The organism is uncultured Anaerococcus sp. (genome assembly GCF_963510915.1).
Classification (GTDB): Bacteria; Bacillota; Clostridia; order Tissierellales; family Peptoniphilaceae; genus Anaerococcus.
Window position 1 is genome coordinate 1 of sequence record NZ_CAUPHG010000032.1, and the last position, 16,989, is coordinate 16,989.

Annotated in this window: 17 protein-coding genes and 1 pseudogene; 3 read left to right on the forward strand and 15 right to left on the reverse strand. The window is 36.1% G+C overall.

From position 1 onward, the window contains the following. Positions 1-317, reverse strand: a 317-nt coding sequence (locus tag RQ893_RS04165) for an HAD hydrolase-like protein (RefSeq protein WP_311481794.1), incomplete at its 3' end; no start/stop codon positions are given. Positions 318-441: 124 nt separating this feature from the next. On the opposite strand from RQ893_RS04165, the gene RQ893_RS04170 reads away from it, so the two are divergent. After that, entirely contained in the window at positions 442-1,884 is a 1,443-nt protein-coding gene (locus RQ893_RS04170; protein ID WP_311481795.1) for a nicotinate phosphoribosyltransferase, read from the forward strand. Between the two features lie 32 nt (positions 1,885-1,916). On the opposite strand, the gene RQ893_RS04175 is transcribed toward RQ893_RS04170, so the two are convergent. From RQ893_RS04175 to RQ893_RS04185, 3 genes are read right to left on the reverse strand one after another with little or no spacing between them, the layout of a single operon-like run. Continuing rightward, entirely contained in the window at positions 1,917-3,179 is a 1,263-nt protein-coding gene (locus tag RQ893_RS04175; protein ID WP_311481796.1) for a beta-N-acetylglucosaminidase domain-containing protein, read from the reverse strand. Position 3,180: 1 nt separating this feature from the next. Next, positions 3,181-4,125 (reverse strand): mannose-6-phosphate isomerase, class I, encoded by a 945-nt coding sequence (gene manA, locus RQ893_RS04180; RefSeq protein WP_311481797.1) that lies wholly within the window; start codon positions 4,123-4,125, stop codon positions 3,181-3,183. After that, entirely contained in the window at positions 4,126-4,995 is an 870-nt protein-coding gene (locus RQ893_RS04185) for a serine hydrolase (protein ID WP_311481798.1), read from the reverse strand. Between the two features lie 180 nt (positions 4,996-5,175). Between RQ893_RS04185 and RQ893_RS04190 the strand changes: the two genes are divergently transcribed. Further along, a complete protein-coding gene (locus tag RQ893_RS04190) occupies positions 5,176-6,045 on the forward strand; it encodes an NAD(P)/FAD-dependent oxidoreductase (protein WP_311481799.1) in 870 nt (289 codons plus the stop codon). A gap of 71 nt (positions 6,046-6,116) precedes the next feature. On the opposite strand, the gene RQ893_RS04195 is transcribed toward RQ893_RS04190, so the two are convergent. The 6 genes from RQ893_RS04195 to RQ893_RS04220 form a co-directional block, all read right to left on the reverse strand. Continuing rightward, complete coding sequence (locus tag RQ893_RS04195; protein WP_311481810.1) at positions 6,117-7,706, reverse strand: flavocytochrome c; 1,590 nt, start codon at positions 7,704-7,706, stop codon at positions 6,117-6,119. 23 nt (positions 7,707-7,729) lie between these two features. Next, positions 7,730-7,924 (reverse strand): hypothetical protein, encoded by a 195-nt coding sequence (locus tag RQ893_RS04200; RefSeq protein ID WP_311481800.1) that lies wholly within the window; start codon positions 7,922-7,924, stop codon positions 7,730-7,732. A gap of 73 nt (positions 7,925-7,997) precedes the next feature. After that, positions 7,998-8,195, reverse strand: coding sequence for an FMN-binding protein (locus RQ893_RS04205; RefSeq protein ID WP_311481801.1), 198 nt, complete (start codon positions 8,193-8,195; stop codon positions 7,998-8,000). A gap of 2 nt (positions 8,196-8,197) precedes the next feature. Next, on the reverse strand, positions 8,198-8,365 hold the full coding sequence (locus RQ893_RS04210; RefSeq protein ID WP_311481802.1) for a hypothetical protein: 168 nt from the start codon (positions 8,363-8,365) through the stop codon (positions 8,198-8,200). Between the two features lie 93 nt (positions 8,366-8,458). After that, complete coding sequence (radA, locus tag RQ893_RS04215) at positions 8,459-9,826, reverse strand: DNA repair protein RadA (protein ID WP_311481803.1); 1,368 nt, start codon at positions 9,824-9,826, stop codon at positions 8,459-8,461. Next, a complete protein-coding gene (locus RQ893_RS04220) occupies positions 9,819-11,120 on the reverse strand; it encodes a glutamate-cysteine ligase family protein (RefSeq protein ID WP_311481804.1) in 1,302 nt (433 codons plus the stop codon). Before RQ893_RS04220 ends, radA begins: the two co-directional genes overlap by 8 nt. A gap of 64 nt (positions 11,121-11,184) precedes the next feature. On the opposite strand from RQ893_RS04220, the gene RQ893_RS04225 reads away from it, so the two are divergent. Then, entirely contained in the window at positions 11,185-11,649 is a 465-nt protein-coding gene (locus RQ893_RS04225; protein ID WP_311481805.1) for a methylated-DNA--[protein]-cysteine S-methyltransferase, read from the forward strand. A 70-nt stretch (positions 11,650-11,719) separates the two neighbouring features. Here the strand turns inward: RQ893_RS04225 and RQ893_RS04230 are convergent, their stop codons facing one another. From RQ893_RS04230 to RQ893_RS04250, 5 genes and pseudogenes are all read right to left on the reverse strand, one after another. After that, on the reverse strand, positions 11,720-12,808 hold the full coding sequence (locus tag RQ893_RS04230; RefSeq protein WP_399523413.1) for an ABC transporter ATP-binding protein: 1,089 nt from the start codon (positions 12,806-12,808) through the stop codon (positions 11,720-11,722). Position 12,809: 1 nt separating this feature from the next. Next, positions 12,810-13,703: a sugar ABC transporter permease gene (locus RQ893_RS04235; RefSeq protein ID WP_311481807.1), complete on the reverse strand. Its 894-nt coding sequence runs from the start codon at positions 13,701-13,703 to the stop codon at positions 12,810-12,812. 1 nt (position 13,704) lies between these two features. Beyond that, the gene (locus tag RQ893_RS04240) at positions 13,705-15,735 is read right to left on the reverse strand and encodes an ABC transporter permease subunit (RefSeq protein ID WP_311481808.1); all 2,031 of its coding nucleotides are present in this window, start codon (positions 15,733-15,735) and stop codon (positions 13,705-13,707) included. 4 nt (positions 15,736-15,739) lie between these two features. Next, a complete protein-coding gene (locus RQ893_RS04245; RefSeq protein ID WP_311481809.1) occupies positions 15,740-16,144 on the reverse strand; it encodes a hypothetical protein in 405 nt (134 codons plus the stop codon). 47 nt (positions 16,145-16,191) lie between these two features. Then, positions 16,192-16,989: pseudogene (locus tag RQ893_RS04250) on the reverse strand (sugar ABC transporter substrate-binding protein); the annotation flags it as partial.

Genomic DNA, 16,989 nt, shown 5'->3' on the forward strand with positions numbered 1-16,989 from the left:
ACGAGAGGCTTGCCAGTTTTTTTAAGCTCAGCTAGGGATTCTTTTACCCCATCATAAGCTTTTGTAAGATAGGCTGGATTGTCATCGTAGGCCTTGTTATAGGAATCTAGAAAATCTTTCCTAAATTTTTCATCTTTAGGCGCTCCTACATAGTCAAGTGTCTTTTCGCAAAGGACTACTGGACCATTTCCTACGAAGGCTTCCACCTTATCCTTTGGACAGGCTGGCAAGTCAAAATTCTTTAAAGTTTCATTCATAAAATAAGTTATGGTATCTATTGTGTATAACAAGGTACCATCTATATCAAATATATACATATCTTCCTCACTTTTTTTATATCATTGTACTTTTTTTTCGAAATTTGCCTATGGATAAATATTTAAAGAAAGTTTTGGCTTTTAGGGTATAAATATAGGTAAGAAAAAAATAAAGAAGGAGCTTATGAAAGAGATAAGAAACCTAACCATGCTTAGTGATTTTTATGAATTCACTATGGCCAATGGTTATTATGAAAACGGAATGAAAGATACTGTCGCTGTCTTTGATGCCTTTTATAGGAAAAATCCAGACGGTGGTGGTTATGCGATTTTTGCTGGCCTTAATGATATAATTTCCTATATCAAAAACCTCCATTTCACTGACGAAGACATCGAATATTTCAAGACCCAAGGTGGTTTTTCTGAAGGATTTTTGGAGTATTTGAGAAATTTCAAATTCACAGGTGACGTTTATGCCTTCCCAGAAGGATCAGTAATGTTTCCAGGAGAACCAATCGTCACAGTCAAAGCACCAATTATAGAATGTTCTATAATTGAAACCTATTTGCTCTTGTCAATGAATTTTAATTCACTAATAGCAACTAAGACCAATAGGATTGTATCTTCTGCTGGTGACAGGTTGGTTATGGAATTTGGGGCAAGGCGTGCCCAAGGTGCTGACGCTTCAATCACAGGAGCAAGAGCCGCCTACATAGGAGGAGCACCAATTACATCCAACACTTATTCAGCTAAAAAATATGGCTTTAAGGCATCTGGAACCATGGCCCACTCATGGATTCAAGCCTTTGATAGTGAATACGAAGCCTTTAAAACTTATGCAAAAATGTATCCAGATAACTGCATACTTTTAATTGACACCTACGACACACTTGAATCTGGCCTTGTAAATGCCATGAGAGTTTTCAAAGAAGAACTCGTTCCTAAAGGCCTTACAGGCGGAGTGAGAATTGACTCAGGCGACCTAGCCTACCTTTCTAAGGAAGTTAGAAAAAGACTTGATGAAAATGGTTTTAAGGACTTTAAGATTGTTGCATCAAATTCCCTAGATGAATTTAAAATCGAATCCCTACTCGCCCAAGGAGCAAAAATCGACTCTTTTGGTATAGGAGAAAGGTTAATAACAGCCAAGTCTGACCCAGTTTTTGGTGGAGTTTATAAACTTGTAGCTATAGAAAAAGAAGGAAGCCTTGAGGCGAAAATCAAAGTCTCTGAAAATGTAGAAAAGATTACAACTCCAGGTTTTAAAAAAGTTTACAGGCTCTATGATGCTGAAACCGGCAAGGCAGAAGCTGATTATATAGCCCTAAGAGATGAAGAAGTTGACGATACAGAACCACTTGTAATCTTTGATCCACTTTTCACCTGGAAGATGAAAAAAATGAAAAATTATAAGGCAAGACAAATGCAAGTTAAAATCTTTGAAAAAGGTGAACTAATATATGAAGAACCTTCCCTCGAAGCCATTGCTGATTATAGAAAAAAAGAAGTCGCAAGTCTTTGGGACGAAGTAAAAAGATATGATGCCCCACACAACTACTACGTTGACCTTTCCCAAAAACTTTGGAATTTGAAACAAAAACTTATTTTAGAAGCAAAATCAAAATAGAAAGAGGCAGCTAGGGCTGCCCTTTTTGATTTCTAAATTTTTTGGTAAATATCTTCCAATATCCCACTGGTTTTGACATTTATTTTTTCTAATCCATTTTCACCTAGGACTTGGATTTTTATATCCTTTGCTCTTTTATAATCGGTCTCCGCTTGGATTTTATTTCCATCAAGCCTTGTTAAAACCGCTTTTGTTAGGTTTTTCAAACTTTCTACAAAAGGATTTATTTCCTTATACAAATCTTCATTGGCATGGTTTTTTTTATAAGATTCCGCTGCCTTTATTTTTTCTTCTAGGAGATTTCTAAGTAGCTCCCTGTCTTTTTCTTCGAAGGCTTTTTTTATCTCCATGTCTTCAGTAAATTTCTTGCCTTCTGTCCTTTCATATACCAAGGACCCATAAAAACTTGGAGCAATTTTTATTAAATCTTCACAATCTATTGGCTCTAGGAATTTGATTGCTTTTTTAAAAGCTTGTTCTGGTTTATATTTTGCTGAATTTTTTAAATATTCACCAACTTGGTAGATAGATATTTTTGATGTTTCCGCCTGGTTCATTGGGTTTAGGTAAAAGCCATCAAAATTTATTTCTCTTGAATCATAAAATTCAAAAGTTTCTATAAAAATTTCCTCTGGCCTATAATCATTTACCGGCCAATTAAACCAAATGTAAGGTTTTTTTCCTACTCTATTAGCAAAACCTTCGTTAGAGTCATAAGAAATTGGTGCAACCACCTGACTTCCTGTCCACATGACATTAAGGTTATTTATATCTTTCAACAGACTTTCATATTCAAAACCTTTTTCATCTATCCAAGCGTCATTGTACCAAGGATGAACAAAATAAAGGCAAGAGCCCGTTTCCCTTTCCACAAAATCCTCCAAATCCTTTATAAGCTTTATATGGTCTTTTCTTTGATCATAGGCAAGGTTTTTGTCAATATCATCCATGCAAAGTCCAAAGGACTTGACCCCTGCCGCCATTACTTGCCTATATTTATCAAAAATTTTAGATATTTCTTTCTCATAAGACCCAAAGTCAAATGGATTTTGTCCAGGATGGATAGCCCAAGTAAATTCAATACCCTTTTCATTGCTAAGGTCTGCTAAGGCTTTGATTTTTCTTATTTCTTCGGCTGGATATAGTTCGCGCCACTTTTTGTTGTGGTAGGGATCATCTTTTGGTGCATAGATATATTGATCCATTCCAATTTCATCTAGAAATTTTATCATAGACTTTCTTTCTTCAAAAGTCCACGGAATACCATAAAATCCCTCTATAATTCCTTTTTTCACCCTAGGCCCCTACTGGATTTGATTCTATAATTGTAAGATTTCCTTTTATTTTATATTCCTTAGCAGCGTTTGTTATTAGGAAAAAATCTCCCTTTTTGATTGGATAGGTCTTTGCCTCAATTTCAATCTCACCAGATCCTTCAACCACAGATTCTAATAGGTAAGACTTTTTTCTTTCAAAGACTACTTCGTTTTTTATCTTAAATTCCCTTACCTCAAAATATTCATTCTCTGTTAGGATTTTTTCATCATAGCCATCTTTTGATATTATTTTTATTTTTTCTTCATCTTTGTTTATTTTGATAGCTTTCTTTGATTTTTCCAAATGGAGTTGTCTAAGCTTACCATTAGCATCCTTCCTATCATAGTCATAAAGTCTGTAAGTGATGTCACTTGCTTGTTGAATTTCTAAAATTAAGGAACCTTTTTTGATAGCGTGGACAGTACCAGCTCTTACAAAGAAAAAATCGCCTTTATTTGTAGGAACTTCCCTCAAAAGCTCCTTCCACTTTCTTTGGTCAATTAATCTTATTGCATCTTCCTTCTTATCTACATTTAGACCAAAAATAATTGATGAAGGTTCTTCATTTAATATATACCAACACTCAGTTTTTCCCTTTGAATTTTCATATTTAGCCCCCATTTCATCGTCTGGATGAACTTGGATTGAAAGATCGTCTGCCGCATCAATTATTTTTACCAAAAGCGGAAAATATTCTTCTTTTGAGCTTCCAAATAACTCTGGATCGTTTTTATAAATTTCTCTTAGGGATTTACCCTCAAAAGCTCCATTTAAAATGGTAGAAGATTCCCCCTCCATACCGGAAATAGCCCAATATTCCCCTGTATTATCAGATGGAATTTCATAACCATATTCTATTTTCAACCTAGAACCGCCCCAAATTTTTTCCGAAAACTTGCCTTCTAAAAATAATATTTTTTCCATTTAATCTCCTATATTCTCATAAATCCTCAAAGTTTCTTCAATTTGCCCATCATTTAAATCGTTAATATCATCATAAGGTACGCCCATTACAACAAGAATATATTCCTTGTTATTTTTAACAGCGAGAGTTGCCCAGCAAAGACCTGCATTATCAGTAGTTCCAGACTTACCACCTATTATTTCAAAACCTAGCTGATCATATTTTTTGAGGTGACTAAAAATTGTCGATTCAAGATAAACTCCCTCTGGATGATCAGGACTTGAGCTTGTTACAAAATCTTTCTTTGTAAAAATCGCCCTAAAATTACCATCATTTAGACTATCTTTTATAAGCATAGCACAATCCTTGGCAGACTGGTAATTTTTAGGATCATCCATACCATCAGCGTTGGCATAGGAAGTATTTTTAAGACCCAAATCTTTCGCTTCCTTATTCATCAGAGCCACAAAATTATCCATGGACCCAGAAATATTTATAGCAAGGCTATCAGCAGCCTCTCCAGCAGATTTGAGCATGGTTGCGTACAAAAGATCCCTGTAAGTTGTAGATTCACCGCCTTTAAAGCCCGCCATTGACGCATTCATGTCAACCGCCCTATGGTAAGCATCCGTATCAACAGGAGCTAACTCAGCTAAGTCTTTAATATTCTTTAAAGCGACCCTAACGGTCATGATTTTTGTAAGTGACGCCATAGGAAGCCTCTCATTTTCATTTTTAGCAAGAACTTCCTTATCGTCAGTTAAATCATAAAGATAAACCGCCTTTGATATATACTTGTCATCCTCCTTCTGTTTTTTGACCCTAAAGCTTACAAAAACCGCTACTATAAAAAGCAGGGCAACAATAAATAAATTTCTAATCTTTCTCATACTATTATTGTACACCAAATTCATTTTTTGATAATTAATTTTTTTGTAAGTAATACCAAAAGAGTATTAAATAATGCCTTACAGGCCCTATAGTATTTATAGAAAAATATTATTAGAAAATTATTTTCTCCAACTTGCAATTGATTATTTCTATCAGATAGTAATTATGAGGTGAAAAATATGAAAGATATAATTATTATTGGAGCAGGCCCTGCTGGTGTTAGTGCAGCTTTATATGCAAAGGCTCGTGGCAAGGACCTACTTTTACTAGAAAAAGATAGGGTAGGTGGCTTAATTAGCCATGTTTCCAAAGTTAGTCATTATGCTAGCCTTGCCGATAATGAGTCTGGTGAGGAATTTTCACAAAAACTTAAAGACCAACTCGCCTTTTCTAATATTGATGTGACTTACGAAGAATGTTTATCTATCGAGAAAAAGGACGACTTTTTCCTTGTAAAAACTAACAAAAATACCTATGAAGGTAAAAAACTTATTTATGCCGCAGGTTCTCACCTAAAGGAGCTTAATATAGACTATAAGGGCTTTGATATAAAGCAATGGCCATATGGCAATGAAGAAAATTTAAAAAATAAGACTGTAATAGTCAATGGTGGTTCTGATGGAGCAAGCAAGGAAGCTCTTTATATAGCAAAATTTGCTAAAGAAGTCCATATAGTTCAAAACCAGCCTGCCCTTCTTTGCATAAATGAATTTAAAACTCAAATCGAAGGATCTGATAAGATAAAGGTTCATACAGGTACAAGCCTTAAAGATATCGAAGTTAAAGATAGTAAGTGTGTAAAAGCTATCTTGGATGATTGTGTGATTGAGGATGAAGATGGCTTAGAAATATATGTCCAAATTGGCCAAAATGGTAATACTGACCTAGTTAAAAATTTGGCTGAAATAAAAAATACCTTCCTAGATGAAGATATAAATTCAAAAATAGATGGTTTATTTTTTGCTGGAGATGTAAGAATAAAAGATGTAAAACAAATAGCAACAGCAGTAGCTGATGGCACCCTTGCTGGCATAAAAGCAAGTAAGTAAAACTTTTAATTAAATAGGACTCCCCTATTCCTCTTTGGATAAGGGAGTCCTATTTTTGTTTTTATTAATAGTTATTTTTGAAGATATTCCTCAGCACTCTTTGCTGCATTTCTACCAAATACAACTATATCTGTCACAGCGTTTCCACCAAGTCTGTTAGCTCCGTGGATGCCGCCTGTTACTTCGCCTGCTGCGTATAAGCCTGGTATAGCCTTACCTTCTTTGTCTAGAACTTCAGATTTAGTGTCTACTTGTACTCCTCCCATTGTATGATGGATTCCTGGAGAAATTTGAACTGCGTAGTAAGGAGGTTTTGATAGGTCTGACCTTGTTTTGTCCATACCTTTTCTACCAAATTCCTTATCTTCGTTATTTTTTACTGTTTCTATCCAATTTTCAATTGTTTCTTTGATGTTTTCTTCATTTGTGCCGATTAGGTCTGCTAGAGCCTTGTAGTCATCACATTTTGTAAGAAGTCCCTTGTCGAAATACTTAGCAATTGTTGCAGATTGGTCAAACATTGATTGATCAACTATTAACCATGCTGATGGATCTTTTTGTGATAGGATTTCTTTTGATACAAAATCTCTTGTTTGAAGCTCATCCACAAATCTCTTTCCATCTTGGTTTACTAGGATAGCTCCTTCTCCCCTAAGACCTTCAGAAATTAGTGATCCATCTTTTTGAACAACTGTTGGGTGAATTTGGATTTGATCCATATCTATAAAGTTTGCGCCTACTTCTTCTAGGAAGGCTATAGCATCTCCTTGGATTGATTTAGCATTTGTTGATACATATCCCTTTAAGTTTGGATTGTATTTTTCAACTAATTCCTTATTTGAACCGAATCCACCACTTGCTACTATGACTGCACCAGCATTTACTGTTAGTTTTTCGCCATCACTATAAGTCGCTTCAACTCCTGCTGCCTTTCCATCTTTCATAAGGATTTTTTCTACCCTTGCATCATAAATAATGTTTACTCCAAGCTCTTTAGCTTTTGCTGTCAACTTATTTACAAGATAGTTACCTACTGGGATTGACTTTCCTTCGTCATTAATAGGAGCGTGAGTTCTCATTTCACTTTGACCACCAGAAAACTTGAGTTGTTTGAGTGGTGCACCTAGTTCTTCTAACCAATCAACTGCTGCTGATGATTCTTCAGCCATTTTTTGAACTAAGTCTTTGTTGTTTTTATCATGTCCACCCTTCATAGTGTCTGCTACGAAAAGTTCTACTGTATCAGGGATTCCTTCTTCTTTTTGAAGCTTTGTTTCAGCGGCATTCATACCACCAGATGCCAAAGAAGAGTTACCACCTGTGATTCCTGCTTTTTCTACTATTGTGACTTTTCTACCATCTTGAGCCATTTGAATGGCTGCTGATAGACCTGCTCCACCTGCACCTACTATTACTGTATCTGTTGTAATTTCAGTTTCCCTATCTTCTTTATTTTCCTTAGCAACAAGGTCAGCTGGATCTGCTCCCGCCTTTTTAATAGCGTCTTTAACAGCTGATAAAAATGCTGCAGAAGAAATTGTAGCGCCAGAAATATTATCTAGGTCTGTTGTATTTTTGGCAATTACTTCTTCTTTTATTCTTTCAATACCTGCTCCACCAACAGCAGCAGTTTCCTTTTGTTCAACGTCAATCGCTTTGATTTCACCGTTTTCAAGGCTTACCTTTACTTTGTATCTCCGCCATAACCTTTAGCAGTTCCTTCATATTCTCCTGTAAGTTTTGAAATATCAGTTGTAGCCTTTTCTTCTGTTTTCGCTTCTTCTTTGCTTTCTTCTTTCGGTTTTGTAGTTGTGCTTGCACATGCTGAAAGTGTCATTGCCACAGCTAGTGCCATAGCTATTGATTTAAATTTATTCATATAACCTCATTTACTATAATTTTATGTATTTTTAAGAAATAAGACTATCCTAGGATAGTCTTATAAAAGTTTCTTATTTTGCTGCTGCCATAGCATCCTTTAGTGCTGCTTTGAATGCTTCACTTGTAACTGTTGCGCCTGATACATTTTCAATTTCAGCGCTATTTGCTTTCTTAGCTTCTTCTACTAATTTTGGAAGAGCATCTGTACCGATACCTTCTGTTTCTTTGTTTTCGTCAACTACGATATCTTTGATTGTATCGCCATCCATTGTTACAGTAAGTTTGATGTCTCCACCGTAACCTGCTGCTGTAGCTGTACCTGTTTTTTCAGCTGTTTCTGCTGGTTTGTCAGCATTTCTCCTGCTGGTTTGTCAGCTGAGTTTCCGCAAGCTGCAAGTACTAGAGCAAGAGCTCCAACTAACAATATATTTTTCTTCATATTACTCTACTTGTGAAAAATTCTGTTTAATTTTGTCTTCTCATAACGTATACCTTGTTTTCGGCTAGAAATCAAGAAGGCACAAGCCATCTCTTAGTTAAAAACATCTTTTATAACTTCTTTTATATTTGCCATCTGCCTTATTTTTATATCTGTAAAGTCTTTTTGGTCTAGGCTGTTTTTTGCCAAATATACCTTTTTATAACCCAATCTTTCAAGCTCCTTGACTCTTTGCTTGGCTTGGGGCACTTTTTTAAGTTCGCCAGTAAGTCCTACTTCTGCTATAAAAACCACCTTATCTGAAATTAGTTTTTTTAGGTAGGAAGAGGCGATGGACATAATTATAGCAAGATTTACAGATGGTTCAGAAAGTTTAAGGCCACCTGTTGTTTTGATTATGACATTCATATCAAATAAATTTAGACCCGCTCTTTCCTGGAGGATTGAAATTAAAGTATTTAGGTCATCACGTCTTAGGGAGTCTCCTATTCTTTGAGGATAGGGCATAAAAGACTTTGACACCAAGGATTCTATTTCTACTTCAAGGAGCCTTGAGCCTTCCTTAGTCACAGAAATGGCTGATCCTTCAATTTCACTATCCCTTTGGGTTATGAAATATTCGCTTGGATTTTTAATTTCAATAAGTCCCTCTTCATCCATCGAGAAAAGTCCAATCTCTCCTGTCCTTCCAAATCTGTTTTTGCTAGAAGTTAAGACCCTTAAATCTTCGTCAGGACTTCCATCTAGGATTAGGACTGTATCAACCAAGTGCTCGAGAGTTCTTAATCCTGCCATTTCACCAGTTTTTGTCATGTGGCCTACCATGATGAAGGCTCGTTTCTTTTCTGGATTTTTCGCCATCTCCACTGCCTTACCTGCTACTTCTATAGTTTGGGTAGGGGATCCTTGCTTGTTATCAAATTCTTGAAGGGAAAAAGTCTGAATCGAATCTAGGATTACAATATCAGCTCCAGTTGCCTTTATTTCCTTAATGGCAAGGTCCATAGAATTAGTCGATAGAATCCAAAGATTTTTTGGTTCCTCTTTCATAATCCTTTGTGATCTTGATTTTATCTGGCTTTCACTTTCTTCTCCAGAAACATATAGAACTTTGAGTCCCTCATCTGCATAAGACTTGGATAATTGGAGTAAAAGTGTAGACTTTCCCGCGCCTGGGCGGGCTGTGAGAATTGAAACTGAGTCACGAACGAGTCCTCCCCCAACTGCCCTATCAAATTCTTCGTAGGCAGAGTGGATTCTCTCCGACTCGTTAATTTCAATTTCCCTTAGCTTTTTGGCCTTTTTATCATCATCAAGAACGACTTTTTTACTGGCTTTTTCTTCCTTTATTGTTGTTTCTACAAGGCTTCCCCACTTTTTACACGATGGGCATTGACCAGCCCAAACATTTTGGATATGGCCACAGTTGATACATTCGTAAGCTTTTTTGACCTTAGCCATTGTTTGCCTCAACAAACCTATTTACAGAAAATTCGTAAACAGCCCTCTTTGGGTCATCCTTGTATATTTTTGCAAAAATATCCCTTGGAACAATACCGAAATCAAGCATGGCCTCTAGCTCATCAAGATACTTATTTTCGCTTTCATCAAGGACTGGTCTAATAATATCTATAATATCTAGGACGTGTTGGAAAATTTCCACATTTTCATAAAGGGCAAAGATTCCCATTCTTGAAGCGTTATTTTTTAGTTTTTGAGCCGCATCATAGGTCATATCTTGGAATAATTCATAAACTTTTTCGAAAGTTTCATCTACAAAAAATATTCCCTTAATCAAGGCCGCTGCCGCCATATTATAAGGGTATGGAACATTGTCTGGCATCCTAATTTCCATATAAGATTTAACCCTCACATCTGGGAAAACTATAGAAAGAGCATGGTTTATCATAATATCAGAGTTTTCTTCTGTCATAAGTTCATCAAGAGTTTTTCTTCCTACATAGACTTCCCCATCTTTACTAGGCATAAAAATCATTGGTGTATCAAGGATTTTTTCAGCATATTTAGAGTAGGACATATCGCTATCAAAAGCAAAATCATAAAGACCTGTCCTATCCCTGTCAGTATATTCCCATATGGTTTGTCTGAGATTCCTGTCAATGTAGGTTTCTCCCTCAAAAATTAGGGCATTGTCAAAAACCGAATACAAAAATGGGCTAAGAGCACTTGCTAAGAAATATTTCTTTTTGAAATCTTCTTCATTTTTAAAATCCACAGCAAATTGTAAGGAACAAGTCCCCTTCATCATATTGTGGGCAAATTCTCCCCCGTATTTTTCAAAATATTTGTACATGAAATCATAGCGAGCCTTTGGAATAATCTTAATTTCATCAATCTTTGATTTTGGATGATAGCCAAGAGCAACTAAAAGAAGTCCTCTTTTTTCAAAAAGTGGGATTAGCCTTGCCATATGAACCTTATAAACCTCAAAGAGATCTTCGACCTTAGTCTTTGCCCTAAGGGCAAGCTCAAATTGGCCTGCAGGTTCTATTGAAATATCAACATTGCCATCAGAAAAAGCCATGCCAGTTTCATCAGTTTTTTTATATCCTAAGCTAACTAGGTCTTCAAGGATTTCTCCAATTCCATCTTCGCCATAAAAAGATTGACTTTCTAAAGTTTCCTTATTTACAACAAAGTGTTCTATTTCAAAGCCAAGCCTAAAATCCTTTTCGTCCTTTTCACCAGCCTTTATAAAATCTACAATTTTTTGAATTTTTTCTATTCTTTCCATAATAACCCCTTTACTCCTATCATTATACGAATTATTAAGAAATAAACCAAGGTATAATAGACCTATGAATTACGGATATTTTAATTCTCAACTGGGAATAATAAAGATTTCTTATGAGAAAAAGATAAAGAAAATCGAATTAGTTGATGAAATTGATAGAAAAAGCAGCGAGCAGCCACTCTTTAATATCTATAAAGACCAAATTTTAGAATATCTAGAAGGGAAGAGAACAATCTTTGATCACTTAGACCTCTTAGACCCAGAAGGCTCTCACTTTCAAAAATCAGTCTGGCAAGCACTATTAAAAATCCCCTACGGCGAAACTTCATCTTATAAAGAAATTGCAAAAACCATAGGAAGGCCAAAGGCGAGTCAAGCAGTAGGGACAGCCGTCGGCAAAAATCCCTTCCTAATCATAATCCCCTGCCACAGGGTAATAAAATCTGACGGAAGCCTTGGTGGATTTGCCTATGGTAAGGAAATAAAAAAAGCCCTCCTAGAGATAGAAGGACTTAATTTTACCTTATAGGCAATTTCCCAATAAAAATTTTTCAAAATATTTGTCAATCAAAAAGAGTCGGGTGTCCGACTCTCTTTTTTTAGTTAATTCTTTCTGTTGTTTCTCCGTCAAAGAAGTGGAGGGCATCTGGGTCTAGGCTAAAGGTGTGGCTTTCGCCTTTTCTATATTCGAAGTGGCCTGGTTGGCTTACTACAAGTTCAGTGCCATCTTCCATTCTTGCGTAGATGATTTGTTCCTTGCCAAGCATTTCTATAACTTCTATAGTTCCTGTTACAGAGTTATATTCGTGTTCGCCTGGGATAAATCTTTCTGATCTGATTCCCAAAGAAACTTCCTTGCCTTCGTAGTTTTTAAGGATGGCTGAGTCTTTTTCGTTGGCTTTTACTTTCATTAGACCAGATTTATTTACAAATATACCATTTTCTATCTTTCCTTCTATGATGTTCATAGTTGGAGAACCAATAAAGCCTGCTACAAAGAGGTTTTCTGGTCTTTGATAGAATTCATTTGGAGCTCCTACTTGTTGGATTTTACCTTGGTCAAGAAGGATGATTTTTGTAGCCATGGTCATAGCTTCTGTTTGGTCGTGGGTTACATAGCAACTGGTTGTTTCTAGCTGGTTGTGAATCCTTACGATTTCAACTCTCATGTGCTCACGAAGCTTGGCATCAAGGTTTGATAGTGGTTCGTCCATAAGGAATACTGATGGTTTTCTAACTATAGCACGGCCTAGGGCCACCCTTTGCCTTTGACCACCTGAGATATCTGATGGTCTAGAATATAGGTAGTCTCTTAATTGCAAGATGTCTGCCGCTTCTTGAACTCTTTGATCTATTACTTCTTTTCTCTCGTTTTTCATTTTTAGGGAGAAAGCCATGTTATCATATACTGTCATATGTGGGTAGAGGGCGTAGGATTGGAATACCATTGCAATGTCCCTGTCCTTTGGCTCTACTGTGTTCATTATTTTATCGCCGAAATATAGGGTTCCTTCTGTTATTGAGTTAAGGCCCGCTATCATTCTTACTAGGGTTGATTTACCACAACCTGAAGGTCCTAAGATGGCACAAAAGTCCTTGTCTTTGATGTCAAGGTCTATGTGTCTTATGGTAAATTTATCCCTACCTTCGTATTTTTTTCCTAAATTATCTAATTTAACTCTCATTATTTTATCCTTTCACTGCACCTGATGACAATCCTCCAACTAGCTCATCTTGTAGGAATAAGAATAGAAGCATAACAGGGATAGCTGATAAGAAGCCGCCTGCTGCAAAGGCCGGTTGGTTCATATTTCTAACGTCTGATATTAGGGTAAATAGGCCTGTTGCCAAGGTGTAATCTGCTGGATTTGTCAAGAGAATTTTTGGCATCATGTAATCAAGAAATGGTCCTATAAAGCATTGGAGGGCTATTATTGCTAGCATTGGTCTTGCTAGTGGCATAATAATTAGCCTATAAACTTGGAAGTTTGAACATCCGTCTATCCTTGCTGCCTCATCAAGCTCTGAAGATATAGAATCAAGATAGCCTTTTAAGATAAAGGTATTACCTGCTATAGCTCCACCTGAGTAGATTAAAATCAACATCATAGACCTAGAGAATACTGGAACTACACCTGAAATAATTGTGTGGATAGCGTAGTAAGCAGTGATTCCCGCAAAGGCTGGGATAATCTGAACTAGCATTATTGTTATAAGACTTGCTTTCTTGCCCCTAAATCTAAATCTTGAATAGGCATAGCCTGTAAAAGATACGAAGATTAGGGTAAGGATTGTTGTTGCTGTCGCTATTTTTAGTGTATTTACTACCCATCTTAGAAACTGTGTTTTTTCAAACAAATACTTAAAGTTATTTACAGAAAATACATAGTCTCCTGTCATTGATATATATTGACCTTGGTTGCCGTTGAAAGAAGAAACAACCATTATTACTAGAGGTACTAGAATTATCGCAGCCCATATAAATAAAATTAGGTAGGATATTGTTAAAGCTACCTTGCCTGCAGCTGTAAGTGGCTGGAGGTCTGATAGGTAGAGATCTTTATTTTTCTTTTTCTTAAACATACTAATACTCCTTGAAGGCTGATGATTTCATGTAGCCGAAGAAGGAAATGATTATAAGTATTATTGAGATAAATACTGTAATCGCAGCTCCTATAGCCTGGTACTGACTGTTCATAGTCAAGTTGTAAATGTATGAAATCAAAATATCACTTGATCCCGCTAAGTTACCATAGACTTGTGGATTGAATGGGCCACCGCCGTTAAAGAGGTAAATTATTGAGAAGTTGTTAAAGTTGAATGTATATTGGTTGATTAGCATTGGAGATATTTGGAAAAGTACCAAAGGAATTGTAATCTTTAAAGTCCTTTGGAAACCTGTAGCTCCGTCTATGCTTGCTGCCTCATATAAGTCCTTTGGTATAGCTTGGAGTACACCAGTTGTAAGGAGGAATATATAAGAATGTCCCAACCAACCTTGAAGTAGCACTAGGGCAGCTCTTGTTTGAGCTGTGTTGTTTTTAATATCTAGAGTTGTATTAAACAAAGAATTTACAGCTTCTGTTATTACACCGCCACGACTTGTCATGATTGAGAAGAACATGATTGTAATAAAGGCTGGGATTGCCCATGGCAATAGGTAGACAGTTCTAAAGAATTTCTTACCTTTGATTCTCTCGTTATTAACCATTAGGGCAAAAATGAAGCCTAATACAATGGCAAGGGTAGAAGCTAGGATGGTCCACATAATTGTCCAACCAAAGATATGCCAGAAGGCCTTACCTGCTATACCCTGACCTTTAGCTATAGAAACATAGTTAGATAAACCAATCCAAGTAAACTTGTTTTGGTTTTGTGGGTCCATATTTGTAAAAGATATTAAGATAGCAGTTACTATTGGGACAATTACTATAAAAATAATAACCAAAAGTGCTGGTGAAGTTATTAGGTATGGGAAACCGTCTGTTCTTAGGTATTTTCTTGTTTCAAAGAAGGAGTTTGGTCTTATACCTTTAATTTCTCCCTTTTCAGTCCTATAAGCGTCTAAAAATGAACCTATTAGGATGCAAAGAGCTATTAGGACAAATGCTATAGCAAGTATTCCCTCAATCATGAAGATTATTGACCTATCTAGTCTCTTTCCGCCTTGGGCAAGAGAAACAAGACCAGCTATACCTTGTCCCTGGTAATTTCCAAAGCCAAGTGCATATGGGATGGCTATGAAATATACAAATAGGGCTCCGATGAAAAACATCAAAGCTTTTTGCCATTGACCATTTAATAATTGGCCAAGACCTGGAAGAGGTGCTGTAATTATTGATTTAAAAGGTCTTTCCTTTTCTACTTCAACAGGAGTCCTTCTTCTAGCATCTGATCTTTCTTCTTCCAGAATTTTTAAAGAGTGTTTGAGATCTTCTTTAAGCTTATACTTATAAGATTCAATTTCTTCTTTTAATGATATTTCTGGGTTCCTGTAGTCTATCTTTAGGTTTTGATCTTTAAACTTTTGTTTTAATTGTTCTTTGGTAGCCTTGTAGGCCTTTTTAGAAATTCTTTCTTCTTTGAAGGCTTCTTCTATTTCAGCTAGATCGTGTTCGTATTTTTCCTTTAAGACCTTCCTGTCAGCCTCTATGAACTTACTTTTTTCAGCAATGAATTCGCTTGTTAAGTTTTTTTGGCGTTCCTCAGCGTCTTTTAGGCTGTCTTTTAAGAATTGGTCGTGGTCTAAAATTTTTGGTATCTCGTTTACATTTAGCTCGTTTAGCCTATAATCAAGGAGGCTTTCATAGGATAAGTCCTTGTTTTCCTCATAGAAAGGCTGCATTTTTTCTGCCACGAGTTTTTCTATATATAGGTCTTTTAGTTTACCATCAGCTGGAAGGTTTTTATCAGAATTAGCCTCGGTTTTTGATTTTTCTAGGAGAGCTTTTTTCTGATTCTGATATTCTTTTAACTTAATATTGTATGGATGGTTTGCTTTTGTATATTTAGGGCTGGTACCATTTTCCTTAGCTTCAATCAAATCAATTATATATTGATTCTTTCTAGGATATGACATGCCCCTCCTATCTATAAGGCTTTTTTCATAAGTCATATAATTACCTTTCTTGTCTTGTTATTACTATTAATAAAAACATATTTAGAATGAGTCCTAGATAATAAAATACAGATCCTAGGCTAAAAGAAAAAAATAGGTTGACTATAGAAATAAGAGTCATCGCCCCAAAAAATAGCTTATAGGTTTTGTTAATTCCGTATTTTTTAATAGTAAAAAAGGTGTATAGGGATATAGTTATGGGATTTATTACCTTAGTAAATAAAGAAAAAATAATCGAATTTAAAAAATCGTCATAACTTAGTCCCGGTTTAAATTTAGAAATAGTTTCAAAAATACTAGGGTCCTTGGCCATCATCATTGCTTCTAGACTAAAATTAAGCATGATTGCCGCAGATATTAATAGTATTTTTAACAAAAACTTATTTCTTTGTTTTTCTTTCTCCATATTTTTCAAATATAAGGGGCTATCCTTTTGGATGCCCCTTTATAATTTTAATGGTTAAAGTTTGCCATCATTGCTTCGAATGATGCCTTTAATTCTGCGTAAGCAGCTTTTTCGTCAGCTGGTTTTACAGAGTTCCAAGATAGTATTGCGTTTTTGTAGGTATCCCATACATCTCCCCACTCTTTGAATAGTGGTCTTGCTGGAGCTTGTTTGTAAGATTCAATTGTAGCTGCTATTATTTTCTTGTCAGTATCTGGAAGATCCATTCCTTGATATGTTTCAGCACTTACATTTTCTAATACCTTACCTGTTGCCTTGTATAGGTCTGCTGCAAATTCTGGATTTACAATTTCTTTAATCATTGCTTCTGCAAGAGCTACTTTGTCAGCATCTCCTTCGATTCTAGCATTCATTGCAAGTCCCCATCCACCTTGCCAGTGGGTTAGTGGTTTGCCTGCTAGGGTTAGTTGGCTAATTGGGAAGATTTCTAGGTTACCTTCACCTGCTTGTTCAGATATAGGAGCTGCATCCCATGGTCCGCCAAGTCTAGCTACACCACCCTTGCCTGGCTTGAAGGTATCGTCAATATATCCCCAACCAGCGTCAGCATCAAATAGTTGAGTGCCAGCTTCATTGTGTTTTTTCCAATATTCAAATAGGGCTTTAACTGTTGCTTGTTTTTCTGGTTCAAGCTCATCCCATTCTTTTGTAAAGTCTGAGAATAATTTACCGTCTTTATCTTTTCCAAGAAGTTCTATTCCTGAAGAGTTTGTTGCTGCAACACCGTACCAAGCATCAAAGATTGGTAGTAAAACAGTTGATTCATCAGCTACATCGTTGATTTC

Bases quoted from the DNA above. Each gene is read 5' to 3' on its own strand.
- RQ893_RS04170 (WP_311481795.1), top strand. From the start codon at position 442: ATGAAAGAGATAAGAAACCTAACCATGCTTAGTGATTTTTATGAATTC.
- manA (WP_311481797.1), bottom strand. From the start codon at position 4,125: ATGGAAAAAATATTATTTTTAGAAGGCAAGTTTTCGGAAAAAATTTGG.
- RQ893_RS04185 (WP_311481798.1), bottom strand. From the start codon at position 4,995: ATGAGAAAGATTAGAAATTTATTTATTGTTGCCCTGCTTTTTATAGTA.
- RQ893_RS04190 (WP_311481799.1), top strand. From the start codon at position 5,176: ATGAAAGATATAATTATTATTGGAGCAGGCCCTGCTGGTGTTAGTGCA.
- RQ893_RS04200 (WP_311481800.1), bottom strand. From the start codon at position 7,924: ATGAATAAATTTAAATCAATAGCTATGGCACTAGCTGTGGCAATGACA.
- RQ893_RS04205 (WP_311481801.1), bottom strand. From the start codon at position 8,195: ATGGATGGCGATACAATCAAAGATATCGTAGTTGACGAAAACAAAGAA.
- RQ893_RS04210 (WP_311481802.1), bottom strand. From the start codon at position 8,365: ATGAAGAAAAATATATTGTTAGTTGGAGCTCTTGCTCTAGTACTTGCA.
- radA (WP_311481803.1), bottom strand. From the start codon at position 9,826: ATGGCTAAGGTCAAAAAAGCTTACGAATGTATCAACTGTGGCCATATC.
- RQ893_RS04220 (WP_311481804.1), bottom strand. From the start codon at position 11,120: ATGGAAAGAATAGAAAAAATTCAAAAAATTGTAGATTTTATAAAGGCT.
- RQ893_RS04225 (WP_311481805.1), top strand. From the start codon at position 11,185: ATGAATTACGGATATTTTAATTCTCAACTGGGAATAATAAAGATTTCT.
- RQ893_RS04235 (WP_311481807.1), bottom strand. From the start codon at position 13,703: ATGTTTAAGAAAAAGAAAAATAAAGATCTCTACCTATCAGACCTCCAG.
- RQ893_RS04240 (WP_311481808.1), bottom strand. From the start codon at position 15,735: ATGACTTATGAAAAAAGCCTTATAGATAGGAGGGGCATGTCATATCCT.
- RQ893_RS04245 (WP_311481809.1), bottom strand. From the start codon at position 16,144: ATGGAGAAAGAAAAACAAAGAAATAAGTTTTTGTTAAAAATACTATTA.